The 25,350-nt window shown below is 72.1% G+C and carries 22 protein-coding genes and 1 pseudogene; 10 read left to right on the forward strand and 13 right to left on the reverse strand.

All coding sequences use genetic code 11. From position 1 onward, the window contains the following. Nucleotides 1-21: 21 nt before the first annotated feature. The 5 genes from cysS to V1J52_RS16205 form a co-directional block, all read right to left on the reverse strand. A complete protein-coding gene (gene cysS / locus V1J52_RS16185; protein WP_330140505.1) occupies nucleotides 22-1,422 on the reverse strand; it encodes a cysteine--tRNA ligase in 1,401 nt (466 codons plus the stop codon). A 69-nt stretch (nucleotides 1,423-1,491) separates the two neighbouring features. Beyond that, nucleotides 1,492-1,905 carry a PPOX class F420-dependent oxidoreductase gene (locus tag V1J52_RS16190; RefSeq protein WP_330140506.1) on the reverse strand — a complete coding sequence of 138 codons (414 nt, stop codon included), beginning with the start codon at nucleotides 1,903-1,905 and terminating at the stop codon, nucleotides 1,492-1,494. 188 nt (nucleotides 1,906-2,093) lie between these two features. Beyond that, nucleotides 2,094-2,630 (reverse strand): 2-C-methyl-D-erythritol 2,4-cyclodiphosphate synthase, encoded by a 537-nt coding sequence (gene ispF / locus V1J52_RS16195; protein WP_330140507.1) that lies wholly within the window; start codon nucleotides 2,628-2,630, stop codon nucleotides 2,094-2,096. Next, the gene (gene ispD, locus V1J52_RS16200; protein WP_330140508.1) at nucleotides 2,620-3,423 is read right to left on the reverse strand and encodes a 2-C-methyl-D-erythritol 4-phosphate cytidylyltransferase; all 804 of its coding nucleotides are present in this window, start codon (nucleotides 3,421-3,423) and stop codon (nucleotides 2,620-2,622) included. The genes ispF and ispD overlap by 11 nt, the downstream gene beginning before the upstream one ends. 394 nt (nucleotides 3,424-3,817) lie before the next feature. Next, complete coding sequence (locus V1J52_RS16205; protein WP_330140509.1) at nucleotides 3,818-4,300, reverse strand: CarD family transcriptional regulator; 483 nt, start codon at nucleotides 4,298-4,300, stop codon at nucleotides 3,818-3,820. Nucleotides 4,301-4,929: 629 nt separating this feature from the next. Between V1J52_RS16205 and V1J52_RS16210 the strand changes: the two genes are divergently transcribed. Next, on the forward strand, nucleotides 4,930-5,646 hold the full coding sequence (locus V1J52_RS16210; RefSeq protein WP_330140510.1) for a DUF461 domain-containing protein: 717 nt from the start codon (nucleotides 4,930-4,932) through the stop codon (nucleotides 5,644-5,646). 254 nt (nucleotides 5,647-5,900) lie between these two features. On the opposite strand, the gene phoP is transcribed toward V1J52_RS16210, so the two are convergent. Further along, nucleotides 5,901-6,581 carry a two-component system response regulator PhoP gene (gene phoP / locus V1J52_RS16215; protein ID WP_330140511.1) on the reverse strand — a complete coding sequence of 227 codons (681 nt, stop codon included), beginning with the start codon at nucleotides 6,579-6,581 and terminating at the stop codon, nucleotides 5,901-5,903. Further along, nucleotides 6,578-8,038: a sensor histidine kinase gene (locus V1J52_RS16220; RefSeq protein ID WP_330140512.1), complete on the reverse strand. Its 1,461-nt coding sequence runs from the start codon at nucleotides 8,036-8,038 to the stop codon at nucleotides 6,578-6,580. Before V1J52_RS16220 ends, phoP begins: the two co-directional genes overlap by 4 nt. A 358-nt stretch (nucleotides 8,039-8,396) precedes the next feature. Here V1J52_RS16220 and phoU point away from each other — a divergent pair, with 358 nt between their 5' ends. The 3 genes and pseudogenes from phoU to V1J52_RS16235 form a co-directional block, all read left to right on the forward strand. After that, nucleotides 8,397-9,116, forward strand: a complete 720-nt coding sequence (phoU, locus tag V1J52_RS16225) for a phosphate signaling complex protein PhoU (protein ID WP_330140513.1) — start codon at nucleotides 8,397-8,399, stop codon at nucleotides 9,114-9,116. Nucleotides 9,117-9,669: 553 nt separating this feature from the next. Beyond that, a complete protein-coding gene (locus V1J52_RS16230; protein ID WP_330140514.1) occupies nucleotides 9,670-10,551 on the forward strand; it encodes a bile acid:sodium symporter family protein in 882 nt (293 codons plus the stop codon). 165 nt (nucleotides 10,552-10,716) lie between these two features. Next, nucleotides 10,717-10,869 (forward strand): annotated as a pseudogene (locus tag V1J52_RS16235) (transcriptional regulator); the annotation flags it as partial. Nucleotides 10,870-11,118: 249 nt separating this feature from the next. Here the strand turns inward: V1J52_RS16235 and V1J52_RS16240 are convergent. From V1J52_RS16240 to V1J52_RS16250, 3 genes are all read right to left on the reverse strand, one after another. Then, the gene (locus tag V1J52_RS16240; RefSeq protein WP_330140515.1) at nucleotides 11,119-11,352 is read right to left on the reverse strand and encodes a YozE family protein; all 234 of its coding nucleotides are present in this window, start codon (nucleotides 11,350-11,352) and stop codon (nucleotides 11,119-11,121) included. 1,150 nt (nucleotides 11,353-12,502) lie between these two features. After that, nucleotides 12,503-13,753 (reverse strand): NsdA family TPR-like regulatory protein, encoded by a 1,251-nt coding sequence (locus V1J52_RS16245; protein ID WP_330140516.1) that lies wholly within the window; start codon nucleotides 13,751-13,753, stop codon nucleotides 12,503-12,505. Between the two features lie 159 nt (nucleotides 13,754-13,912). Further along, on the reverse strand, nucleotides 13,913-14,248 hold the full coding sequence (locus V1J52_RS16250) for a GntR family transcriptional regulator (protein WP_330140517.1): 336 nt from the start codon (nucleotides 14,246-14,248) through the stop codon (nucleotides 13,913-13,915). Between the two features lie 209 nt (nucleotides 14,249-14,457). On the opposite strand from V1J52_RS16250, the gene V1J52_RS16255 reads away from it, so the two are divergent. The 5 genes from V1J52_RS16255 to V1J52_RS16275 all read left to right on the forward strand — a co-directional run bounded on the left by V1J52_RS16255 (nucleotide 14,458) and on the right by V1J52_RS16275 (nucleotide 19,841). Beyond that, a complete protein-coding gene (locus tag V1J52_RS16255) occupies nucleotides 14,458-15,303 on the forward strand; it encodes an RNA polymerase sigma factor (protein ID WP_330140519.1) in 846 nt (281 codons plus the stop codon). Then, a complete protein-coding gene (locus V1J52_RS16260) occupies nucleotides 15,300-15,845 on the forward strand; it encodes an HNH endonuclease (protein ID WP_330140520.1) in 546 nt (181 codons plus the stop codon). Before V1J52_RS16255 ends, V1J52_RS16260 begins: the two co-directional genes overlap by 4 nt. 80 nt (nucleotides 15,846-15,925) lie before the next feature. Then, a complete protein-coding gene (locus V1J52_RS16265; RefSeq protein ID WP_330140521.1) occupies nucleotides 15,926-17,521 on the forward strand; it encodes an AICE element replication initiation protein in 1,596 nt (531 codons plus the stop codon). Between the two features lie 250 nt (nucleotides 17,522-17,771). Next, nucleotides 17,772-18,011, forward strand: a complete 240-nt coding sequence (locus tag V1J52_RS16270) for a helix-turn-helix transcriptional regulator (RefSeq protein ID WP_330140522.1) — start codon at nucleotides 17,772-17,774, stop codon at nucleotides 18,009-18,011. A 594-nt stretch (nucleotides 18,012-18,605) separates the two neighbouring features. Continuing rightward, complete coding sequence (locus V1J52_RS16275; protein ID WP_330140523.1) at nucleotides 18,606-19,841, forward strand: tyrosine-type recombinase/integrase; 1,236 nt, start codon at nucleotides 18,606-18,608, stop codon at nucleotides 19,839-19,841. Between the two features lie 78 nt (nucleotides 19,842-19,919). Here V1J52_RS16275 and V1J52_RS16280 read toward each other — a convergent pair whose 3' ends face one another. Continuing rightward, nucleotides 19,920-20,681, reverse strand: a complete 762-nt coding sequence (locus V1J52_RS16280; protein ID WP_330140524.1) for a phosphoglyceromutase — start codon at nucleotides 20,679-20,681, stop codon at nucleotides 19,920-19,922. A gap of 213 nt (nucleotides 20,682-20,894) precedes the next feature. Between V1J52_RS16280 and V1J52_RS16285 the strand changes: the two genes are divergently transcribed. After that, nucleotides 20,895-22,292: an MFS transporter gene (locus V1J52_RS16285; protein WP_330140525.1), complete on the forward strand. Its 1,398-nt coding sequence runs from the start codon at nucleotides 20,895-20,897 to the stop codon at nucleotides 22,290-22,292. On the opposite strand, the gene V1J52_RS16290 is transcribed toward V1J52_RS16285, so the two are convergent. Continuing rightward, nucleotides 22,248-24,161, reverse strand: a complete 1,914-nt coding sequence (locus V1J52_RS16290; RefSeq protein ID WP_330140526.1) for a helix-turn-helix domain-containing protein — start codon at nucleotides 24,159-24,161, stop codon at nucleotides 22,248-22,250. The two genes, V1J52_RS16285 and V1J52_RS16290, sit on opposite strands and share 45 nt — an antisense overlap. Before the next feature lie 5 nt (nucleotides 24,162-24,166). After that, nucleotides 24,167-24,934, reverse strand: coding sequence for a 3-hydroxybutyrate dehydrogenase (locus V1J52_RS16295; protein ID WP_330140528.1), 768 nt, complete (start codon nucleotides 24,932-24,934; stop codon nucleotides 24,167-24,169). Nucleotides 24,935-25,350 lie beyond the last annotated feature (416 nt).

A 25,350-nucleotide genomic window follows, 5' to 3' on the forward strand; every position in this document is an offset into this window, starting at 1 on the left:
GGCGGCGCGGGGGGGGCGCGGTCAGGGCGTGCCGAGCTCCCAGCGGGGGCCTTCCGCGGTGTCCTCGATGACGAGCCCGGCGCGCTTGAGTTCGTCGCGGATGGCGTCGGCCGTCGCGTAGTCCTTGCGGGCGCGGGCGGCCTGGCGCTGGTCCAGGACGAGGCGGACGAGGGAGTCGACGGCGCCGTGGAGCTGCCCGCCGTCGTCACCGCCGGCCGCGGCCCACTGCGCGTCGAGCGGGTCGAGGCCGAGGACGCCGAGCATGGCGCGCAGGTCGGCCAGCGCGGTGGCGGTGGCGTCCTTGTCCCCGGCGGTCAGGGCGGCGTTGCCGTGCCGGACGGTGGTGTGGACGACGGCGAGCGCCTGCGGCACGCCGAAGTCCTCGTCCATGGCGGCGGCGAACTCCGCCGGGACGCCGGCGGCGGGCTCCACGGACCCGGTGCGCTCGGCGGCCCGGTGCATGAAGCCCTCGATGCGGGCGAAGGCCGTCTCGGCCTCGCGCAGCGCGTCCTCGCTGTACTCGATCATCGACCGGTAGTGCGGGGTGCCCAGGTAGTAGCGCAGGACGATCGGCCGCCACCGCTTGACCATCTCCGAGACGAGCACGGAGTTGCCCAGCGACTTGGACATCTTCTCGCCGCTCATCGTCACCCAGGCGTTGTGCAGCCAGTAGGCGGCGAAGTCGTCCCCGTAGGCGACGGACTGCGCGATCTCGTTCTCGTGGTGCGGGAAGACGAGGTCCACGCCGCCGCCGTGGATGTCGAAGGCGGGGCCGAGGTACTTGTGGGCCATGGCCGAGCACTCCAGGTGCCAGCCGGGCCGGCCCCGCCCCCAGGGGGTGTCCCAGGAGGGTTCGCCGGGCTTGACGGCCTTCCACAGGGCGAAGTCGCGGGGGTCGCGCTTGCCGGTCTCGCCCTCGCCCGCGGGCTGGAGCAGGTGGTCGAGGTCCTGGTTGGACAGGGCCAGGTAGCGGTCGTAGGAGCGGACGTCGAAGTAGACGTTCCCGTCGGCCGCGTAGGCGTGACCGCGCTCGATGAGGCCGCGCATCATCTCGGTCATCTCGGGCACGTGGCCCGTCGCGCGCGGCTCGTACGTCGGCGGCAGGCAGCCGAGCGCCCGGTAGCCGTCGTTGAAGGCCCGCTCGTTCTCGTAACCGATGGCCCACCACGGGCGGCCCTGGTCGGCGGCCTTGGTGATGATCTTGTCGTCGATGTCGGTGACGTTCCGGACGAAGGTGACGTCGTAGCCGCGGTAGGTGAACCAGCGGCGCATGATGTCGAAGTTCAGCCCGGAGCGGATGTGCCCGATGTGCGGGGCGGCCTGCACGGTGGCACCGCACAGGTAGATCGAGACGCAGCCCTCGGTGATGGGCGTGAAGTCACGGATCTGCCGGGCGCTGGTGTCGTACAGGCGAAGAGTCACCCGTCAAGGGTAGTGGAAACGGCCCGCCGGACGGCCCGCGCGCACGCACGGGCCGTGCCCCGGACGGCGTCAGACGAGGTCGCCCATGCCGACGACCTTCTCCGGCGTGACGCGGACCACCACCCGGTCGGGCTCCTGGGCCGAGCCCGGGTTGAACTCGGCGTAGGGCTTCCCGACGTACTTCATGGACAGTTCGTCGATCAGCTCCTGGCCGCCCTCGGTCGTCATGGCGACCGTGCCGCGGATCTCGGCGTAGGTGTAGGGGGCGTCGGCGGGCTGCACGACGACGCTGACCCGGGCGTCGCGCCGCATGTTCTTCTCCTTGCGGCGGCCCACCGTGGTCGAGAACAGCAGGTCGTCGCCGTCCCGCTTCACCCACACCGGGGAGACCTGCGGCCTGCCGTCGGGCTGGATGGTGGCGACGGTGATGAACACCGTGCCGTCGAGGAGCTGCTTGAGGTTGTCGGACAGAGCGGCTGCCACGGTGTGCTCCTTCTCTCGGCGGTTCTTCGAGCGGTTCCCCCGCCGGTTTTGGTGCTTCGTCCGGCGATCGCGTACCCGGAACCGAAACTACCGGAGAAGCCGCCCGTGCGCGGCGTCCGGCGGTACCGCCGCGCCGCGTGCCTCCCGGCGGGGGGGGCACCCGTGCGCGGCGGTGCGGTGCGGGCGTCTCAGGCCCGGAACAGCAGGGCGGTGGCGAGGGCGGCGAGGCCCTCGCCGCGCCCGGTGAGGCCGAGGCCGTCCGTCGTCGTGCCGGAGACCGAGACGGGCGCGCCGACCGCGTCCGACAGGGCACGCTGCGCCTCCGCCCGCCGCCTGCCGATCTTCGGCCGGACGCCGACGACCTGGATCGCCACGTTGCCGACGGCGAAGCCCTCGGCGCGGACGATGCGGGCGGCCTCCGCCAGCAGGGTGACCCCGGAGGCACCGGACCACTCGGGGCGCGCGGTGCCGAAGTGGGCGCCGAGGTCACCGAGTCCGGCGGCGGAGAACAGGGCGTCGCAGGCGGCGTGCGCCGCCACGTCGCCGTCGGAGTGCCCGGCCAGCCCGTGGCCGCCGGACTCCGCCGCGTCCCACAGCAGCCCCGCGCACCACAGCTCGCGGCCGGGCTCGAAGGCGTGCACGTCCGTGCCGATGCCGACGCGCGGCAGCACGGGCGGCGTGGGCGGCACGGTCGATGCGGGCGGCACGGGCGCGTCAGTAGCCATCCTTGGCCCTCCGGCGGAGCACGGCCTCGGCCAGGACGAGGTCCAGGGGCCGGGTGATCTTGAACGCCTCCTCGTGTCCCGGCACGACCACGACGGGCTTGCCCAGCCGCTCCACCAGACCGGCGTCGTCGGTGGCGCCCTCGCCCTCGCAGGCGATGCGCTCGTGGGCCTCGGCCAGCACGGCGCGGTCGAAGCCCTGCGGCGTCTGCACGGCGCGCAGCCGCGAGCGGTCCGGGGTGCCGGTCACGGGCTCCGGCTCGCCGCCGCCGCGCGGCTCCACCTGCTTGACGGTGTCCGGCACGGGCAGCGCCGGGACGACGGCGGGCGCCCCGGCGCGCACGGCGGCGATGACGGCGTCCACCGTGTCGGCGGGCACCAGCGGCCGGGCGGCGTCGTGGACCAGGACGACGCCGACGTCCTCGGGCAGCGCCGCGAGGCCGAGCCGGACGGAGTCCTGGCGGGTCGGGCCGCCGGGGACGACGACGACGTCCGCCGCGCCCACGGGGGCGGACGCGGGCAGCGGGTGGGCGTCCAGCAGGTGCCGGACCCCGGCGGCGTCGTCCGGCGGGGCGACGACCACGACGAGCGTGACGTCGCGCGCGCGGGCCATGGCGCGGACGGCGTGGACGAGCATCGGCGTGCCGCCCAGGGCGCGCAGCGCCTTGGGCGCGCCGGGCCCGAGCCGTACGCCGCGCCCGGCGGCGGGAATGACGGCGGCGGTCCGGGTACGGGTGGTTCCGGCCACGGCGGGGCCCGGGGCCGTGCCCGGGCGCGCGGCCTGATCGTCGGACATAGGTTGCACGTTCAGGTTTGTGTCCTCGGCTGAGGTGGGTATGGCACACAGCGTGCCGGGCGCGAGACCTCGGTCGGTCCCTTCCGTGACAACCGATCGAACCGGCTGCCCGAGCCCGGCATGCCTCCATACGACCACGGCTGTACGCGGACGCCCACGGCGCCGGCGGGCGGCGGTGGACAGCGCAGATGCCGCAGCACCCGGAGGGCGGCCCGTGAGGGCCACCGCTCGGGCACCGCGGCATTTCACGCGTCGGTGTCGACGGCGTCCGGGATCATGGGGCGGCGCTCCGCTTCTCCCCGGCCGGGCTCCCTCCAGCCGGGTCTCCCCGGCCGGGCGGCTCCGGTACTCCGGGCGGCCGGCATCTCTGCGGGGCTCAGGACGCCGGGTTCACTCAGGACGCCAGGACCTCGTCGAGCAGGGCCTCCGCCTTGTCCTCGTTGGTCTTCTCCGCGAGAGCCAGCTCGCTCACCAGGATCTGCCGCGCCTTGGCGAGCATCCGCTTCTCACCGGCGGAAAGACCGCGCTCACGCTCACGGCGCCACAGGTCGCGGACGACCTCCGCCACCTTGATGACGTCGCCGGAGGCGAGCTTTTCCAGGTTTGCCTTGTAGCGGCGCGACCAGTTGGTGGGCTCCTCGGCATACGGCGCGCGCAGCACCTCGAAGACCCGGTCCAACCCGTCCTGGCCGACCACGTCACGCACGCCGACCAGCTCGGCGTTTTCCGCCGGCACACGAACTTCGAGGTCGCCCTGGGCGACCTTCAGAACCAAGTAGGTCTTGTCCACGCCTTTGATCTGACGAGTTTCGATGGCCTCGATCAGCGCGGCCCCGTGATGGGGATAGACCACGGTGTCGCCAACCTTGAACGTCATGTGACAGGTACCCCTTCCGTGGCTATCCAGGATAGCACGAGAGCGGGTCGTCCCGAATGGCGTTTTCGCAGGTCAGGGCACATCTCGGGGCTTGACAACACTGCCCATATCGTGCTGCGCACCGTCTGCGCAAGCGGGTATTCGCAGGTGGGGGCCGGTCCCACCGCGCCCGGAAACCAGGCACCCGCACACCGGAAGACCTGCATCGATGTCCGTTTTGCCGGAATTATTGGTGTCGCCCGTTCGGCCGTGACTAATTGATCAGCACGGTGCTCCGGCGCCCCGTGCAACGCACCCGCGAACACTCCTGGAGATCAATTCCCACGCCACGCGCATTCGCTGCGGGGAATCCCCGCCGGGGCCCGGCGCGATAATCCGGCCAGCCCACAACCGGGTGCGGCCGGACCAGACCGTCCGGGCGTGGGCGGACCGCGCGGGCGGGGAGCGGGCGGCGGCGGCCCGCGGGCGTCCACGCGGGCGTCCGCACGGGCGGGCACCCGGACGGGGCCGCGGGCGGGGCCACACGGGGCGGGTCGGGTGCGGGGGCGGTGGGCGGTGTCGGTACGCTGAGCCGCTGACAGACCGATCACGCACCGCACCGATCACTCACCGCTAGGAGATGCGCCGCCGTGAGCAGCAGCCGCAGCAGCCTTCGACGCGGCGTCACCGCCGCCGCCATCGCGCTCTCGACCCTCTCGCTGGCCGCGTGCGGGGCGGGGCTGAACGCGCAGACGAACCAGATCCGGCCGGACAACGCGTCGGAGGCCGTCGGCGACATCAAGCTGCAGAACGTCTCCGTCATCACCACCGAGGACGGCGAGGGCCCCGCCGCCATCTCGGCACTCATCTTCAACGGCGGCGACGAGGACGAGACGCTCCAGGCGGTCACGTTCACCACCGGGGACGGGTCCGGGCGGGCGGAGCTGTCCCCCGCCGAGGGCGGAACGCTGACCGTCCCGGCCGGTGGCCACTTGATGCTGGGCGGCGAGGGCAACGCGTCGGCCGTCGTCGAGAACGCCGGGCAGCAGGGCATCTCGGACGGCGCGGCCCTGCCGGTCACCTTCCAGCTCAGCTCCACCGGCTCCATCGAGCTGCGGCCGCTGGTCTACCCGGAGACGATGCTGACGTACGGCGAGTTCGGCCCCACCCCCGCCGCCTCCCCCGAACCGACCGGCGAGGACGCCACCGGGCAGCCGGAGGACGGTACCGAGGGCGAGCCGGGCAGCGAGGACACGGCCGGGCCGGACGCCGAGGAGCCCGGGACCGCCGAGTCGGGCACCCCCGAGGGCACGGAGGCCGGGGACGGCACCGAGGGCGGGCAGGACGAGGTGCCGCCCGCCGCCTGACACCGCCCTCCCCGACGGGCCGCGGGCCCCGCGGCCCGCGCGCCCGCAGCGGCGGCGGTGAGCCGGAGCCGGGGCGGCGTGCCGGACGGCACGGCAGCGTCCGGGACCGGGCCCGGCAGCGGAAGCACGCACGACGACGGAGGACCCCCGGCCCTGCCCGGCCGGGGGTCCTCCGTCGTCACGGGTGGCGCGGCTGCGGCGCGCGTCCCGCCCAGCCCGGACCGTCACGGCCCGGACCGCCGCAGCCCGGTCCGTCAGGGCTCGAACTTGTAGCCCAGGCCGCGCACCGTCACCAGGTAGCGCGGCGCGCCCGGGTCCGGCTCGATCTTGGCGCGCAGCCGCTTGACGTGCACGTCGAGCGTCTTGGTGTCGCCGACGTAGTCCGCGCCCCACACCCGGTCGATGAGCTGCATGCGGGTGAGGACGCGGCCCGCGTTGCGCAGCAGCATCTCCAGCAGGTCGAACTCCTTGAGCGGCAGGTCCACCTTGCCGCCGGAGACGGTGACCACGTGCCGGTCCACGTCCATGCGGACGGGCCCGGCCTCCAGGGCGGCGGGCGCGGCCTCCTCCGGCTCGCCCCGGCGGCGCAGCACGGCGCGGATGCGGGCGACCAGCTCGCGGGAGGAGAACGGCTTGGTGACGTAGTCGTCGGCCCCTATCTCCAGCCCGACGACCTTGTCGATCTCGCTGTCCTTCGCCGTGACCATGATGACGGGGACGTTGCTCTGGCTGCGCAGCTGCCGGCAGACCTCGGTGCCGGGCAGGCCCGGCAGCATGAGGTCGAGCAGGACCAGATCGGCGCCGTTGCGCTCGAACTCGTCCAGGCCGTCGGGCCCGGTCGCCGCGATGGCGACCTCGAAGCCCTCCTTGCGGAGCATGTAGGACAGCGCGTCGCTGAACGATTCCTCGTCCTCGACGACGAGCACTCGGGTCACGGTCGGACCTCCGGGGCTGAGAGCGGTTCACGGGTGAAGGTCTCGTAAGGCCGCCCCCTGACGGTGCCTTCGGGGCCGTCAGAGGAGTGGGGGGGTGCGGGGCGGCCCGTGCCGTGGGGGGCGGTGCGGCCGGAGGCGGCCGTGGTGCCGTAGTCGTCGGACGCCAGGGGCGTGACCGGGCCGACCGGCTCGACGGCCTCCACCGCGTCCGCCTCGTCGTCGGCACCCCCGTCGTCGGCGTAGCGGGAAGGCTCCTGGAGGGCGCCGCTGAGCCGGGTGCGGTTGCGGCGGCTCTCCTCGGCCCGCTCGCGGGCGCTGCCCGCCTCGGGGAGGCGGAGGGTGAAGGTGGAGCCCTGGCCCTCGGCGCTCCACACGGTCACCTCGCCGCCGTGCGAGGCGGCGACGTGCTTGACGATGGCGAGGCCGAGACCGGTGCCGCCGGTGGCCCGGGAGCGGGCGGGGTCGACGCGGTAGAACCGCTCGAAGATCCGGTCCTTGTCCTTGTCGGCGATGCCCATGCCCTGGTCGGTGACCGCGATCTCGATCATGTCGCCGCCGGGTGCGGCCACCCGGCGGGCGGCGACCCCGACGCGGGTGCGCGGCGGGGAGTAGTTGACGGCGTTCTCGACCAGGTTGCCCAGCGCCGCCGCGAGCTGGCCGCGGTGGCCGAAGATGTACAGCCCCTCGCCGCCGCCCGAGGCCATGGTGATCTGCTTGGCCCCGGCGCCCTGCCGGCACCGGTCGATGGCCTCGCCCACGAGCTGCTCGACGGCGACCGGCTCGGAGTCCTCCAGCGGGTTGTCGTTCTGCACCCGGGAGAGGTCGATCAGCTCCTGGACGAGGTTGGTGAGCCGGGTGGCCTCCATCTGCATGCGTCCCGCGAAGCGCTCCACGGCCTCCGGGTCGTCGCTGGCGTCCATGACGGCCTCGGAGAGCAGGGACAGCGCGCCGACCGGCGTCTTCAGCTCGTGGCTGACGTTGGCCACGAAGTCGCGGCGGATGGCCTCGATGCGGCGGGCCTCGGTGAGGTCCTCCACCAGCAGCAGCACCAGCCGGGAGCCCAGCGGCGCCACACGGGCGGACACCGCGAGGGCGTCCCCTCTGCCGCGCCGGGCGAGGTCCAGCTCGACCTGCCGTATCTCGCCGTCCCGCCGCGTCTCGCGCGCCATCTGGAGCATGGGCTCCACCGCCAGCCGCCCGCCGCGCACCAGTCCGAGCGCGTACGCCGCCGAGCTGGCCTTCACCACGGCGTCCTGCTCGTCCAGGACGACGGCCGAGGAGCGCAGCACCGACAGCACGGTGTCCACCCCCGGGGGCAGGACGGGCTCGGTGTGCAGGGAGGACCGGCTGGGGCGGGCCTGTTCGCGTTCGCTGAAGCGGAACGCGAGGACGGCGATGGCGCCGGTGCACACACCGGCGACCGCTGCCACTGCGGCGACCGCCGCGTTCACGTCCATGCCCCCAGGTTAAGCGGGCCCGGGAGGCCGCTCACAGGCCAGCCGCCCCCACTCGAACAGTCGTCCCCCAGAGTTCACCGTGAGGTCGGCACCGGTTCACTGCCCGCGCGCCGGAAGCCGCGTTCGGGGAGGATACGGTCAAAGGACTCCGGTGCTCTCCGCGCATCCTCCACGGGCTCCGCGCACCGTCGGAGGTCTCACCGGCGCCCCGCCGGGCAGACTCCCAGAGTTCACTTGAAGGACGATACCGGTTCACGCGCCGGGGCCGCTTCCGACGTTTTCCCGCCAGAGCGTGGGAACAAGCGTGGGAACACTTGCGCGCTGCACCACCAGGCCGAAGAGCGAGGGAAGGACTGCCATGCGGGACGCGTACCACGAGGAGCTGGATGCGATCGGCGACAGCCTGGTCGATATGGCCCGGCTCGTCGGTTCCGCGATCGGCCGGGCCACGACGGCCATGCTCGACGCGGACCTCCAGCTCGCCGAGAGTGTCATCGCCGGTGACGACAAGGTGGACGACCTCCAGCGCGGCCTGGAGACCCGGGCCATCCAGCTGCTGGCCCGCCAGCAGCCCGTCGCCACGGACCTGCGGATCGTCGTCACCTCACTGCGGATGAGCGCCGACCTGGAGCGGTCGGGCGACCTGGCGAAGCACGTCGCCAAGGTGGCTCGGCTGCGCTTCCCCGAGTCCGCCGTCCCGCGTGAGCTCCAGGCGACGCTCCTGGAGATGGGCCAGCTCGCGCAGCGGCTGATGGCCAAGGCGGCGGAGATCATCGTCACCAAGGACGTCGACCTGGCGCTCCAGCTCGAACAGGACGACGACCAGATCGACGACCTGCACCGCAAGCTGTTCCAGCACCTGATCGACGACCGCTGGCGGCACGGCATCGAGACGGCCGTGGACGTGACGCTGCTCGGGCGCTACTACGAGCGCTTCGCCGATCACGCCGTCTCCGTCGCCCGCCGCGTGGTGTACCTGGTCACCGGCGACTACGCCGACGAGCTGGACCCGGCGGCGGCCGTCGCGGCCATCGACACGCCCGCCGACGCACCCGCCGACAAGCCGTCCGCGGGCTGAGGCGCGCACGGCGGGCACCGGCGCGCACGGCGCTCCGGGCGCGCCGCCCCGGGGCCGTCACGTGCCCCTGCGCGCCGTTGACGCGCCCGGCGGGCCGGGGCTTCCCTGGGCGTACCGGTCCGAGGAGGAATGCCGTGTTGCGCAAGGCGCGAAAGATCCTGGACGTGACGAATCTCCACAGCTCCCACCGCCCCGGGGCTCCGCTGCGGTCGTGCGGCTGCGGTCCCGGGTGCAGTTGCGGGTGCCAGTCCGGCGGCTCCTGCCAGTGCGGGGGCGGCTGCGGCTGACCCCGGGAATCCGCGCAGAACCCGGTGCCCCGGTCCGCGATGCGGGCCGGGGCACCGTGCTGCGCCCGCCTGGGCCCGGACGGGCTTCCCGGGACGGCCGGGACTGTCGGCCGCGGAAGTGACGGCAGTGTCAACAGGGACGGCAGTGACGGCAGTGACGTGACAGCGGTGAAGTGACGGCGGCGCCCTTCCCGCCGCCGCCGCGGTGACCCATGCTGGCTGCCTGTTTCCGCCCGGCGTGGCGCTCCCGTCCCCTTGGAAGGACCATGGATTCTGCCGTCTTCACCATCGGCCTGCCCGCGGCCCTCGCGGTCATCATGTTCGGGCTCGGCCTCTCCCTCACCGTGCAGGACTTCGTACGCGTGGCCACCGTCCCCCGTGCGGCCGTCATCTCACTGGCCTGCCAGACGGTCGTCCTGCCGCTGCTGTGCCTCGGCCTCGTGCACGCGCTCGGCCTCGCCCCGGAACTGGCCGTGGGCATGATGCTGCTCGCCGCCTCGCCCGGCGGCACCACGGCGAACCTCTACAGCCACGTCGCCGGGGGTGACGTGGCGTTGAACATCAGCCTCACCGCCGTCAACTCGGTCCTGGCCATCGTCACGCTGCCGGTCGTCGTCAACCTGTCCGTCGCGCACTTCATGGGCGACGACGCGGGCCTGGGCCTCCAGCCGGGGAAGATGCTCCAGGTCTGCGCCCTGGTCCTGCTGCCCGTCGCGCTGGGCATGCTGCTCCGGCGCCGCCGCCCGGTCGCCACCGAGAAGCTGCGCCGTCCGGTCAAGCGCGCCTCGATCGCCGTGCTCGCCGGTGTCGTCGCCGCCGCCATGGTGCAGGGCTGGGACAGCGCGCGGGACCACCTGCTCCTCATCGGCTCCGCGACGCTGCTGCTGTGCGTGATGAGCCTGGCCGTCGGCTACGGGGTGCCGAAACTGCTGGGCATCAGCCGCGCCCAGTCGATCGCGTCCGCCATGGAGATCGGCATCCACAACAGCGCCCTGGCCATCACCGTCGCCGTCACGCTGCTGGACAACGCCACGATCGCGGTACCGCCGGCGCTGTACGGGGTCCTGATGAACGTCCCCGCCGCCTGCGCCGCCTACCTGTTCGCCCGCCGGGCCACCCGCCGCGACCCCCACCCGGCCACCACCTGACCCACCACCCGCCGCGGCGATGTGCCGGTGTTGCCCCGACAGACCGGAGGCGCCCCCGGGACGGCGGCTTCCTGACGGCGGCGGAGGAAGCGGGGAGAATCTGCCAGTCGATCACAGACAGGCCGGTCGCCCCGAGATCGGGGCAAGAGGAGTTGATGCATCACGATGACGCAGCCTCAGGTGTCCCGGATGGAGGGCGGCGACACCGTGCCCTCTCTCCCGCTGCTGCGCCGCCTGGCCTTGGCCCTGGACGGCACCTCGAACCTGGCCATCGACGAGGGTGACTCCCACGTCACCTTCACCCCGCACGCCGCCTGAACCCGAGCTTGGCCCGGCCTGCCGAGCGCCCTGCCCCGCACGCCAGGAAAGCCCCCTGCCGGCGCGGGCAGGGGGCTTCCTCGTGGGCGGTTACTTCTTCTTGCCCTGGGTTTCGACCGCCCGGTTTTTGGGGCTGGTCAGCGGGGCGCTCACCTCAACTGACCTGTGGTCGGTCGGTTGTTGGTGGTCGTTGTCTGTCGTTGCTTGTTGACCTCGGAGGTTCCAGACAGGTTCCGGCTTCCCGACTGCTCAGGTATCTGTCTGAGCGGCCTGGTATGCCTCGTATTGAGTCCAGGCACGTTCGAGCGTCTCGATAGCCGCGTCGATGGCGCCGCGCTCTTCGAGGTAGTCAAGCTGGCCCTGCCTTCCCTTGCGTGAGGGCCAGTCGGGGTCAGCGGAGACGTCCCGCGCGAGATCCCCAATGGCATTGCGCTGATCGGTGTGGGTCTTCAACCATGCGGTGAAGCTCTTCGGCTTGGGCATATCAGCATCCTTCCGCCGCCGTGTCTGGGCTAACCCACGGGCCTGGTCCGCTTGTCGCTTGTCTTGTCGCTTGTCGGCTCGCAGGTCAAAGCCCGTTCCGGGCCATCCCGCAGTGCGGCCCTCTCTCTTCACGACAAGCGACAAGGGCATCAGCGGTGCCGGCGCGCCCGGCGGAGGAAGGGCAAGAACGAACGGCCTACGGCCGCGCGTCCCTTGGCAGCTCGCTGCGCTCGCGCGACGACCGCCGCCAGGGCAAAGGCCGTGGCGCCCCTCAGGGCGCCTAGACCCCCTTACGTGGGGCTGGAACCCTCGGGGGCGTGAACGGCCGCCCATGACCCCACAGAGACGCTGTGCGACGGCAGTTTCCGCCCCTCCTACGCGCGCGTGCGCGTAGGGTCCCCTCCCCGGAAACCGCAGCAACTTGGAAACCCGCAGGTCAGAGGGCAGTTGCAGGGGTCAACCGGTGCTGTCGCCACAACCGGCGGCATCAACCGCCGCAAATCGGGCGGGATGGCGACCCGGCGTAACGACCGCGCGCACAAGCAAGAGAAGCACGCCTCGCCCGGTGGTGCTCCTCTTGCTTGTGGACGCGAGGACGGCAATCCAGGGGCCGACTCGCCCCCGCCTGGAATGCCGTCCTGGGGACCTTCCAAGCGGCGGACGGCAGGCTTGGGTGAGCGTCGTCGGGCCTGTTCCGTTCTGCGCGGCTCACCTCGGCTCTTCAGTAGGGGGGCGGTCGTTCGTGCCGCGCCCCCTGAAGAGCCGTCCTTCACTCTCTTACTAGAGAGTTGAGGGAAGATAGCGTCCGCAGCGTCCGCCGGGCATCGCTCGCCCCGTCTGACCTGCACTGTTCCTGTGGACGCTAAACAAAATGTTTAGCGTCCGCTAGTGTCTGCAGCGTCCGGTCACCCTCTGCCACTAAGAGCGTGTTTCTGCAGGTCAGGGCCGCTCTTAGAAGAGGGAGGGTGCGGACGCTGCGGACACTGAGCCCTCCGGAATGCGGAAGAGACCACCCCTGGCGGCGGGGGTGGTCTCTTCGTCTGTCGCAACGAACTCGCCGGGAGCGCGCGACGGTGCTCGGGAGCTCCGACGGCCGTCGCGCGCGAGCGCAGCGAGCTGCCAAGGGTCGTGCGGCCGTAGGCCGTTCCTTCTATTGCTGGGGCAGAAAGCCGGGCGCCGCCTGTCCCAGCTCGTGCAGGTGAGCGAGGTAGCCCTGAGCGGCGGGCTCGGATGCGTACCGGCGCCGCACCTCGGCCGCCAACTCTCGACTCGTCATGATCAGCGATGGGACCGACCGGCGGTCCCCTTCGAGGGCGCGCTCCCCCATGATCAGTGCCTGCTCAAGGTCGCCTTCCCGCGCGGCTGTCACACCGAGCGTGACGCGTGCTTCCGCGTTGCGCATGGGTGAGCGCTCCATGCCGTCGAAGTCCGTCCCCGCCCGCAAAACTTCCTCGGCTAGCGTCCGGGCCAGCTTGTCCTCTCCGACCAGGCGGTAGCAGTCCATCGAGTAGAAGTCGAACTTCGCCGGGTCCACTACGAAGTGGTTGTCCAAGTTCTCTGGGTGCGGCATGCCTTCAAGCAGGTTGCGTCCCCTGTCGAGCGCCACCTCAACTCGCCGCCGGTCCCCGAGTCGGGCCCACGCCTTGGCCTCCTGCGCGGCAAGCTGCACGGCTACACCCTGATGCCCAGCCAGCTCGGTTCCGGCCTGCGCCGCCGCGATGACCCCGCGATAGTCCCCCGTGGTGAGCGCGAACCAGGCTCGCATCTCGTGCGCCCATCCGGCGATTTCCGCATGGTCCGCCTCGGTTGCCAGCGATAGCGCCGCCTGCCGCGTCGACTCGGCAGCGTGCCGGGCGCCCGTGTCGTACTCCACGCACCCGACAAGGAGCGCGAGCCAGCCGGACAGGGCTAGCACCTCGCGGTGCTGCGAGAGCGTGAGGCTCTTCGAGTGCAGCTCTACAACGCGACGCAACCACTGTCGCCCCTCGATGAGGAGTTGTTCGCTCGGCATGAACGGGTACTCCGAGCAGAGCCGGTCCGTAGTGATTCGCAGCGCATCAAGCGTGGCCGCGTCAACGTCGGACCGGTTGAGGCGGCTCACGATCTCCAGCGTCTCCATACCGCTCGCGGCCAGGATTTCCTTGTCCCCATCCCGACGCGCCGGCGCGGGAAAAAGAGCGTGCGTCACGGTGCCGAACACCGCCGCGATGAGCGGCCGATAGAACTCGTTGGGGATCTGTCCGGACTCCCACCGCTTCCACTGCCGGATCAGGCTGTCATCTGCGGGGAGCTCTTCCTTCGCGTGGGCCCGGAGAGCTTTCACCGCGTCTCGCTGGGACCATTCGCGAGCCGCCCGCTCGGCCGCGATGCGTCGCGCCCACGCGGGCCTGTCGTCGCTCATACGTCCTCCTCCGAGTGCCTACCCGCTGAGTCTTGCGCCTCGCCCCCGGGGACAGGGAAGGGGACACCGAGGTGACACCGGACATGTCCCCTGCTCACGCATCCGCCCCCTCAGTGTCACTTACGCCACACGCTCCGTTCCTCGCATGCTGGTTGCAGATCACGCACCACCCACGGTGGAGCGCTCTTCGAGTGCTTCCACCCGTTCAGCCAACGCCTGAATTAGGGAGCGGATTTCATTGATCTCGTCGCGCACGTCGTTTTGCGGAGCGGTCCCGTCACCGACGAAGTTACCGAGGTTCCCGGCCGACACGACTAGGCCCTCGGACCGGAGCACGGCCAGCCCGTTTTGGATGGTCTGGCTCGCGTACCCGAAGCGGTCGATCAGCTCTCGCTGTGACGGGAGCTTGTCACCGGGCTTCATCCGCTTGATGTCCTCGCGCAACGCGTCCGCGACCTGCACCGCTTTGGGCTTGGGCCCTCCTGTGACAGTCATGCCCTGAGCGTACCCACTACAGCGAACTAGTGCACACCACTCCACGGGGGTTGTGCACCACAGCATACTAGTGCAAGCTAGTCAGTGAGCGGGCGCTCCCAGCAGGGAGCGATTTCCGCGAAAAGTCCTGGTCACGCCAGGAAAAGCAAGGAGCGGCCTCCACCGCCAAGCAGATAGCCGCTCCCTGACCCTCAAGGGGTACATCCATCATGCCTGGAACTGTCACGGAACGCGGCGCAGCGCAGGTCGCAGCTCTCTCTGAGGCTGACAAGGAGCGGTGGGGGAGGCTGTTTGAGCAGTACCACCCCTGGGTGGTCCGGCGGCTGAGCGCTCGCCTGTCGGATCACGCGCTGGCGGAGGACATCGCCAGCGAGGTGTTCATTCGACTGGGCAAGTGCCTCCCCACCTTGGACCCGGCCCGCGACGACCGCCTGTACGCGTGGCTGGCCACCATCTCCCGGGGCCTGGTCGTCGACCATTGGAGGTACGCCCGGGTTCGGTGCGAGGAGCTGAGCCGACCGGCCGACGACACCGACGGGGCGCCTTCCATGCCCGAGGCGGTTGCCACGGACGCGCTGTCGTGCCCGGAGGAGACGGTCGTGCAGTACGCGGAGGTTCGCCGCCTGCTTCACCTGCTGCCGGCGAGTGAGCGTCAGGCGCTCACTCTGCACGCGCTTGACGGGCTCTCGACCGTGGAAGCGGCGGCGGTGATGGGCGTGAGCCGGAGGACCGTGCTCAACCGGCTGCACGCGGCCATGGCTGTCTTGCGGCCTGTGATGCAGGAAGGCCCTGCGGAGCTGTGGGAGGACGTCGCGCGTCGCGCCGCTCTGTGCGAGGCGTCCACGGGCCGCGCATTCACCTCCGCCGACCTGGTTGCGCGGCACAAGGTCGCCGTTCCTCAGAGCCCAGCCAAGTGGCGGACGCTCTTCTCCGAGCTGCGCAAGGAAGGCGTCATCCGCCAGGCTGGGCCCGGGAAGAACCGGATGACCGCCTGGGTCGGCGTGACCGTTTCCGGGCAGACCGTGGCCAGCGACCGCATGGCGGTTGCGGCATGAGGCACGGCCACCCGCTCAACTCGACGCGGCGGCGCGTGCGCAAGGAACAGCTCGCGCGCCGACACGGGCAGCGCTGCGCCTACTGCCGCCACCCGTTCACCGACCTGAGTGAGGCCACCCTCGACCACATCGCGCCGCAATCGCTGTGGCGTTCATGGTCGGTCACGTCGCTCATGCTGGCCTGCGCCGACTGCAACCAGGCCAAGGCCGACCGACTCCCGCTCTCGCTCGCCCTGGCCCTACTGGCGTGGGCCGACCCGACTCGCCCGGTGGTCGACCCGACCGTGTGGCCGCTACTGGCCCGACTTGCCGCCGCCCACCAGACGGCTCTGACCAGCGTGACGGCCTGCGTCACACCCGGCGTCACATCCCGACTGACGGCCGTAGGAGCGGCCGAGTCGACCGGCGCACGGTCGACCCCCCATCTGCACGAATCGACCCCGCACCGCCCCGTCCAGCGGGCCGTACGGCCCGTCTGCCTGCACGCGCCCCGACCGGTGCGGGCGTGTGCGGGCCCGACTGGAGAGGCGGTGTCCGCGTGAACGAGGTGAACACTCAGATGAACGGATCGCCCCGACCCGTGAACGGCCGGGCGAGGCCCGTGAACGAGTCGACCGGACCCGTGAACAGGACCACCGACGGCGTGAACACGAGCGGCGGGACCGTGAACACCCGTCGGCCGGTCGCCCCCGGCGGGGGCGGTGAGGGCGGCAAGCAGCCGCCGGCCGCCGCGCGGATCGTGGCCATGGCACGCGAGGCGTACCGGTTCGTGATGTCCACCGACGGCCGCCCGTACGCGGTCGCCCTGGACGGCCCGAACGTCGCCGTGCCGCTGCGGGGCAAGGCAGGGCTCAGGCAGCGTCTGGCCCGACGGTTCGCGGACGCCTACCCGGGAGAGGTGGCCTCACAGTCCGCGCTCGCGGACGCCATGACCGTGCTCGAAGGCATTGCGGAGGACCACGACCCCGTGCCGGTGAACCTGCGTGTAGGGCGGGCACCGGACGGCGCGATCGTGGTCGACCTCGGCAGCGCCGACGGCCGCGCGGTCGTGGTCTCCGGTGTCGGCTGGCAGGTCGTGGACCGCTCGCCGGTGCTCTTCCGCCGCTCCGGCGCCATGGCCCCGATGCCCGTGCCGGTACTGGACGGGGACGGGCTGACCAAGCTGCACGCGCTGCTGAACATGGACGAGTCCGCGTTCCATCAGCTCGTGGCGTGGCTGGTCGCCGCGTGGATTCCCGACATCCCGCACCCGGCCATCGTGTGCAAGGGCGAGCAGGGCACGGGCAAGTCAAAGGCCGCGCAGATGTTCATCAACCTGGTGGACCCGTCCCCGGCCGCCAAGCGCAGCCAGCCGCGGGACGAGAAGGCGTGGTCCCGGCAGGCGTTCAGCTCATGGGCGCTGTGCCTGGACAACGTGAGCACGATCCCGCCGTGGCTGTCGGACACCCTGTGCAAGGCGGTGACCGGTGACGGCGTGGTCGACCGCGCCCTGTACACCGACGATGACGTGGTGGTCCTCACCTTCAAGCGGGTGCTGGCCATGACCACGATCGACGCGGGAGCTCTCGCCGGGGACCTGGCCGAACGCGTGCTGCTGCTCGACTTGCAGCTCATCGACTCCCATCACCGCCGTTCCGAGGAGGAGTTGGACGCCACCTTTGAGGCGGTCCGTCCGGCCGTGCTCGGGGCCCTGTTCGATGTGCTGGCCTGCGCGCTCGCCGTGCTCCCGTCGGTGCGGCTGGAGTCCATGCCGCGCATGGCCGACTTCGCTCGCGTGCTCGCGGCCGTCGACCAGACGCAGGGCTGGCGCACCCTGGACGACTACCTCGCCACGTCGGCGAACGTCGCCACGGACGCGCTGGAAGGCGACCCGTTCGCCATGGCCATCGCCGCCCTGGTCGACCAGGCAGGCACCTGGCAGGGCACTGCCGCGCAGCTGCTCGAAGCGCTGCCCGTGCCGGGCCTGGTCCGGCCGCCGACCTGGCCCAAGGACGCCACCCGCGCCGGCGGGCGCGTCAAGCGGCTCGCTCCGCTGCTGCGGTCCATCGGCATCACGGTCGATGACACGCAACGTAGCCGAGACCGGCACCGGCACAAGCTGCTGATCCTCTCCCGCGCACCCGACGACGACCCGTCAGCGTCCGCACCCGACCAAGGCTCTCTCTGGCCGGAGGTGGCCCCCACGGGGCAGGGCAGAACCCTGTCTGACCAGACCTGACGTAGCCGGAACACCGCCGGGCCGGGCCGCATACCAGCGGCCCGGACACGTCCAAGACTGCGGACGCTACAGCCGTCCAGCGTCCGCAGCGTCCGCACTAGCGTCCACACCCCGCACCCGCTCTGAACAGCCCAAATACGGCCGTGCGGACGCTAGGACGCTGCGGACGCTGAAATACACGAACTCTCTAGGACGGCAACCGGCACCACTCCCACGCACCGCCCGACGGACACGAGGAGTCACCACCGCCATGGCCACCACCGAGCCGAACGACCCCCGCGCCACCCTGCGCGGCGGCCTCCCGGACCGCTACCTCACCCCTGAAGACCTGGTCACCATGTTCAGCCTCCCGAGCGTTGAAACCGTCTACCAGTGGCGCCGCAAGCGCATCGGACCGGCAGGCTTCCGCGTCGGCAAGCACCTGCGCTACGACCCGGCCGCCGTCCAAGCGTGGGTGACCGAACGGGCCGCCCTCGAAGACGCTGCCTGACCCCCTCGCCCGGCGGGGAGGCACCGCCCATCCGGCCGGGGAGGCGGGGAGAACTCCCCGACCACCTCCCCGGCCCGAACTCCCCCCACTGAACAGTGCAACCACCGCTTCGGGGAGGCGGGGAGGCACTGCCGGAACACCACGGGAAACGGCCCCTGGAAGCCTCCCGGAGCCCGTGCCGCTGCCTCCCCAACGGGCGCCGCCGACCGCCGGGAACCGCAGGGAGGCACCGCCCGCCGGTCGAGGGAGGCAGGGAGAACTCCCTCACCGCCTCCCTGCCCCGCCTCCCTCTACCTGACCAGCACAGACACCCCCTCAGGGAGGCAGGGAGGCACGCCCCCGGCACCCCTGAAAGCCCCCTCAGGAAGCCAGCCGACCCCCTCTGCCTCCGCCTCCCTGAACGGTCCGACCGCACCTCAGCGACCAGCTAGACCTAGCACCTTTCCCCGCTAGGTCTAGCAGGACCACTAGCACTCCTGACACGCCCTGACCAGGCGGCTAGCACCTAGCAGCCGTCCCCGAGCACACCCGAAAAACGGGCCGGACGAGCCCCGCCGGACAACGGACCGACCGCTAGAGAAGGGAACAGCCCTCATGGCTGGCCACATCTTCGACCGCTGGATCAAGACCACCACCGACGCCGACGGCAAGACTGTCCGCGTCAAGACCGACCGTTACGGCACGGGGATGCGCTACCAGGCCCGCTACCTCACGCCCGACGGCAAGCGAAAGAACAAATCCTTCCCCGACGGACAGAAGCGCCTCGCCGAGCAGTGGCTGAGCGCCATGCAAGCGGACGTGGCCCGCGGCGACTACATCGACCCGAACGCGTCTCGTACGACGTTCCAGGAGTTCGCGGAGAAGTGGCTCGCGAGTCAGAGTGGCGACCCCAACACCCGGGCGTCGATGGAGTCTCAGCTCAAGCTGCACGCCTTCCCGCGCATCGGGGCGCGTCAGCTCGGGTCGTTCCAGCCGAGCCACATCCGCGAGTTCGTGACACAACTCGAAGAGACCGGCATGTCCGGCTCGTACGCCCGCGTCATCTTCTCCAACGTCCGCGCCGTGCTCTCCGCCGCCGTGGAGGACGGATGCCTACGCCGGAACCCCTGCCACTCTCGCACGGTGACCCCGCCGGCCATGGGCGCGCGCCGCGTCGTTCCCTGGGAGCCTGAGCGCGTCGTCGCCGTACGAGCTGCCATGGTCGAGCGCTTCCGACCCATGGTCGACCTGGGCGCAGGATGTGGCCTGCGGCAAGGCGAAATCCTCGGCCTGTGCGTCGAGGACATCGACTTCGACAGCGGCACCCTGCACGTGGTGCAGCAACTCAAGCTGAGCCTGAGCAAGGCCGTGTTCGCGCCGCCGAAGGGCGGCAAGCTCCGTGACGTGCCTCTGCCCGACCCCGTGGCAGAGGCGCTACAGGAGCACATCAAGCGGTTCCCGCCCGTGGAGATCAAGCTCCCGTGGATGCGGGCGAACGGCCAGCCGGTGACCCGGCGGCTCATCTTCACGGGCCCCAACGGTGGGCACGTCTGGCGTACGTCACTGAACGAAGACCACTGGAAGCCCGCGCTCGCCAAGGCCGGGGTCATCCCCAAGGCCAAGAGCCGCGAGCACGCTGCCGCCCGCGAGCACGGCATGCACGCCCTCCGGCACTTCTACGCGTCCGTGCTTCTGGACGCAGGGGAGAGCATCAAGGCCCTCGCGGAATACCTCGGGCACTCCGATCCGGGGCTGACACTGAAGGTGTACGCGCACCTCATGCCGAGCAGCCGGGACCGGGCTCGGAAAGCTCTCGGTAGGGCACTCAGGCCACAAGATCCCAGGGGCTGAGGTTCCAGGGAGGTTCCAGGGCACGAAAATGCCCCCCATCCGCGCTGTTTGCGCAGGTGGGGGGCATGATCGCTCAACCTACTTCTTCTTGCCCTGGTTCTTGACGGCTTCGATGGCGGCCTTGGCGGCTTCCGGGTCGAGGTAGGTGCCGCCGGGGTTGACCGGGTGGAAGGAGTCGTCCAGCTCGTAGGCGAGCGGGATGCCGGTGGGGATGTTGAGGCCCGCGATGTCCTCGTCGGAGACGCCGTCCAGGTGCTTGACCAGGGCGCGCAGGCTGTTGCCGTGGGCGGCGACGAGGACGGTGCGGCCGGTGACGAGGTCCGGGACGATGCTGTCGTACCAGTAGGGCAGCATCCGCTGGACGACGTCCTTGAGGCACTCGGTGCGCGGGCGCAGCTCCGAGGGGATCATGGAGTAGCGGGGGTCGCCGCTCTGGGACCACTCGGCGCCGTCGGCCAGCTCCGGCGGCGGGGTGTCGAAGGAGCGGCGCCACAGCATGAACTGCTCCTCGCCGAACTCGGCGAGGGTCTGGGCCTTGTCCTTGCCCTGGAGGGCGCCGTAGTGGCGCTCGTTGAGCCGCCAGGAGCGGTGGACGGGAATCCAGTGCCGGTCGCACGCCTCCAGGGCGAGGTTCGCGGTGCGGATGGCGCGCTTCTGCACCGAGGTGTGCACGACGTCGGGGAGCAGCCCGGCGTCCGCGAGCAGCCCGCCGCCGCGTACCGCCTCCGTCTCGCCCTTGTCGGTGAGGTTGACGTCCACCCAGCCGGTGAACAGGTTCTTCGCGTTCCACTCGCTCTCGCCGTGGCGGAGCAGGATCAGCTTGTACGTCGCGTCGGCCATGGTTCTCAGCCTAATGCGTGCCGCCCGGCCGTCCCGCTGCGGTTCTTCGGGGCGGCGCCGGGCGGCCGGTGCGCTGCCGGGGCGGGGCGGGGAAGTGGGGCGCGGGGGCGGGGTGCGGGGCGGAAGTGTGGGGCCCCGCCACATGGGCCGGTGGCGCGGCCCTCCCTACGGTGTGCCGACACCGTTGCCGTCCCTCGTCCGGAAGTGGTGCCCATGGCCCCCGCAGCAGCCGCTCCCCCGACGTCCGCGAGCCTCAGGCGCGTCGTCGCGGCGAGCCTGATCGGCACGACCATCGAGTGGTACGACTTCTTCCTCTACGGCGCCGCGGCGGCGCTGGTGTTCAACCAGTTGTTCTTCCCCGACTCCGATCCGCTGGTGGGCACGCTGCTGGCGTTCCTGACGTACGCGGTCGGGTTCGCCGCCCGGCCGGTCGGCGCGCTGGTCTTCGGCCACTACGGGGACCGGCTCGGGCGCAAGAAGCTGCTGGTGGTCAGCCTCCTGCTGATGGGCGGGGCCACGTTCGCCATCGGGCTGCTGCCCACGCACGCCGCGATCGGCTCGGTGGCTCCGCTGCTGCTGACCGCGCTGCGGCTGGTGCAGGGCTTCGCGCTGGGCGGCGAGTGGGGCGGCGCGGTGCTGCTCGTCTCGGAGCACGGTGACGCGCGGCGGCGCGGCTTCTGGGCGTCGTGGCCGCAGACCGGCGCACCGGCCGGGCAGCTCCTGGCGACCGGTGTGCTGGCGGCGCTCACGGCGCTGCTGAGCGACGACGCGTTCCTGTCCTGGGGCTGGCGGGTGCCGTTCCTGCTGTCCGGTGCGCTGGTCGTGGTGGGGCTGTGGGTGCGGGTCTCGGTGGACGAGTCGCCGGTGTTCCGTGCCGCCGTGGCGCGCGCCGAGTCCCGCCGGGGCGGTGGCGGGGAGCCGGAGCGGGCGCCGCTGGTGGGCGTGGTGCGGCACCACTGGCGGGACGTGCTCGTGGCGATGGGCTGCCGCATGGCGGAGAACATCAGCTACTACGTCATCACCGCGTTCATCCTGGTCTACGTCACCAACGAGCTGGACCTGTCGCGGCAGACGGCGCTGAACGCCGTCCTGGTCGCCTCGGCCGTGCACTTCGCCGTGATCCCGCTGTGGGGCGCCCTGTCCGACCGGCTGGGACGCCGCCCGGTGTACCTGGTGGGCGCGGCCGGGGTGGGCCTGTGGATGTTCCCGTTCTTCGCGCTCCTGGACACCGGGCACTTCGGGGCGGTGCTGCTCGCGGTGACGGTCGGCCTCGTCCTGCACGGTGCCATGTACGCGCCGCAGGCCGCGTTCTTCGCCGAGCTGTTCGCCACCCGGATGCGGTATTCGGGTGCCTCGATCGGCGCGCAGTTCTCCTCGGTGGCCGCCGGGGCGCCCGCGCCGATGATCGCCACGGCGCTGCTGGCCGGCCACGGCAGCTCCACGCCGATCGCCCTGTACGTCATCGCCGCCGCCGTGCTGACGGTGGTGGCGCTGGCGTGTGCCCGGGAGACCCGGATGCGGGACCTGGGCGACGTCGGCGCGGAGGCCGGGCGTGCGGTGGACGGGTCAGCCGTCGAAGGCCCCGGCGAGCCGGTGCAGCCGCAGCGCTAGCTGCACCTCCAGCACGCGCTCCGGGGACTGCCAGTCGTCGCCCAGCAGCCGGGCCACCCGGTCCAGCCGCTGGGCGACGGTGTTGACGTGGACGTGCAGGGCGTCCTTGGCCCGCACCGGGCTCATGCCGCTGTCGAAGTAGGCGTCCAGCGTGGTGACGAGGCCGGTGCCCCGGCGCCGGTCGTACTCCAGCACCGGGCCGAGGGTGCGTTCCACGAACCCGGCGACGTCGCGGGAGTCGGCGAGCAGCATGCCGAGGAAGCCGAAGTCCTCGGCGGCGGCGCCCTGTCCGCGACGGCCCAGCAGCCGCAGCGCGTCCGCGCAGCGCAGCGCCTCCGCGTATCCGGCGGCGACGCCTCCGGGGGCCCGCACGGTGGCGGAGGCGCCGACGGTGACCGGCGCGTGCACCGCCGAGCCGAGCTGGGCGGCGGTTCTTCGGGCGAGCGCGCCCGCGTCCTGGCCTTCGGCCAGCGGCAGCAGGAGAACCGTTCCGCCATCCCGGGCGGCGGCCAGGCCGTGCGCGGTGGCGGCCAGGTGGGAGGCGGCCGACCACAGCCGCTGGCGTCCGCTGGCCGCTTCGGCGCACTCGCTCCGGGCGGCGAGCACGACGTGCGGGGTGTCCAGGTCGGCGCCGAGCCGGGCGGCGCGCTGCCGCAGCAGGGCGGGGCTGCGCTCGGGCGCGTCCAGCAGGTCGTCCAGCAGTTCGCCGCGCACCCGCTGCTCGGCCTCGGCCGCCGAGCGGCGGGCGAGCTGGAGCAGGGAGGTGACCGTGGCGGCGCGTTCCAGGGTGCGCTGGTCCACCGGGTCGAGGTCCGGCTGTCCGCGCAGGAGGAGCGCGCCCAGCAGTTCGCCGCCGGCCGCGACGGCCGCGACCCAGGTGTCCCCCTCGCGCACCGCGTAGCCGTCGCGGGCGGAGCGCTCCACCGCCCCGGGGGCCTCCTGCGGTTCGGTGAACTCCACGGTGCCGCCGAGGACCTGGGCGAGGGCGGCGGCCACGTCGTGCACGCCGCCGCCGCGCAGGACGAGCGCGGTGAGCCGGTCGTGCACCTCGCCGGCCCGTTCGATCGTCTCGTGCGTGGCGCTCAGCTCCGCGAGCGCGCTGCGGGTCTCGGCGATGAGCCGTGCCGTGTCGATGGCGACGGCGGCGTGCGCGGCGAAGGACGCGAGCAGGGCGATCTGCTCCCGTTCGAAGACCCGTGCGCGGCGGTCGGCGGCGTAGATGACGCCGATGACCTCGCCGCCCAGGGCGAGCGGCACGCCGAGGATGGCCACGAGCCCTTCCTCGCGCACGCCGTCGTCGATGGGGCCGGTGTGCTCGAAACGGGTGTCGCGGAAGTAGTCGTCGGTGACGTAGGGGCGGGCGGTCTGCGCGACGAGGCCGCCGAGGCCCTCGCCCATGCCGAGCCTGAGCTGCTGGAACCGTGCGGAGACGGAGCCCTCGGTGACCCGCATGTAGGTGTCGCCGCGCTCGGGGTCGGTGAGCGTCAGGTAGGCGACCTCCGTGCCCAGGAGGGAGCGGGCGCGCTGGACGATGGCGCGCAGGACGGCGTCGAGGTCGCGCAGTCCCGCCAGGTCGTGCGCGGTTTCGATGAGGGCGGTCAGTTCGGCCTCGCGGCGCCGCCGGTCCGCCAGTTCGTCGCGGAGCCGCAGGGCGAGCAGCCGTTCGGGGGTGGCGGGGCCGTCGAACGCCTCGGCGGGCGCGCCGTTCACGAGGAGCTGGAGGTAGGCGTGGGCGCTGTGCGGCGGGGCGGGCGCCTGCACCGGGTCGTGCCGGGCGCCGTCGTCGGGTGCCGTGGGGGGGCGGGACGCGTCAGGCGGGACGGGGGTGGCCTGATCTGACTGGTGTGGCTGGACTGACTCGTCTGGCATGGGCGTCAGTGTGCCGTCCAGCCACCGTCCAACGGGAGGGAGCTGCCCGTGATCGCCGACGCCTGGGGGGCGCACAGGTACGCCACGGCCTCCGCGACCTCCTCCGGTTCGATCAGCCGCTTCAGCGCGGAGTCGGCCAGCATGACGTCCGTGACGACCCGTTCCTCCGGAATGCCGTGGGCCGCGGCCTGGTCGGCGATCTGCTTCTCGACCAGGGGGGTGCGGACGTAGGCGGGGCACACGCAGTTCGAGGTCACGCCGTGCGGCGCGCCCTCCAGCGCCGCCACCTTGGACAGCCCCTCCAGGCCGTGCTTGGCGCAGACGTACGCCGACTTGTAGGCGGAGGCCCGCAGCCCGTGCACGGAGGAGACGTTCACGATGCGTCCCCAGCCCCGCGCGTACATGTGCGGCAGCGCGCCCCGGATGAGCCGGAACGGCGCCTCCAGCATGACGGTGAGCAGCGCGTGGAACGCGTCCGGCGGGAACTCCTCCAGCGGGCGCACCACCTGGAACCCGGCGTTGTTGACGAGGACGTCCGCCCCGGCGGCGGCCCGCTCGGCGGCGTCGAGGTCGGTGAGGTCCAGCGGGACGGGTTCCACGGCCGGGTGCGCCCCGGCGAGCGCGTCCAGCCCGGCCCGGTCGCGGTCCACGGCGCGCACCGCGGCCCCGGCGGCCGCCAGCCGCAGGGCGCAGGCCCGCCCGATCCCGCTGGCGGCACCGGTGACGAGCGCCGTGCGCCCGCCGAGATCGAGGGTGACGGAGTGTGGCGTCATGCCCGCAGGCTAGGCACGGTGCGGGCCGCGCCCGATGTGGCGGCTGCCCATACTTGCCGGTCGCGCTGTGGCGGCCTGCCACGGCGCGCTCACCGGTGACGGGCCGCCACGGCCTGCCGACCGCGCACGCGTCCGCCGGGAAGGCCATGCCCGCCGGAAAGCCCACGCCCGCCGGGGAGCTTGCGCCGCCGGGACGCGGGCGCCCGCCCCGGGCCGGGACGGGGGTGGCCCTTGCCCGGACGCTCCACCCCGCACCACTTCGCCAACCAGTCGAAAACAGGCATACGTCGCGCCGGAATCGGCATGCTCCCCCTGACGGCACACGGCCGTCACGCCCGGCCGTCGGACCGGGCAGCCCATGAGACCGAAGGGACCCCCGGCCATGGCCCTTCCCACCCCTGCCGGAACTGGCCGTC

The sequence above is a fragment of the Streptomyces solitudinis genome (assembly GCF_036323765.1).
Taxonomy (GTDB): Bacteria; Actinomycetota; Actinomycetes; order Streptomycetales; family Streptomycetaceae; genus Streptomyces.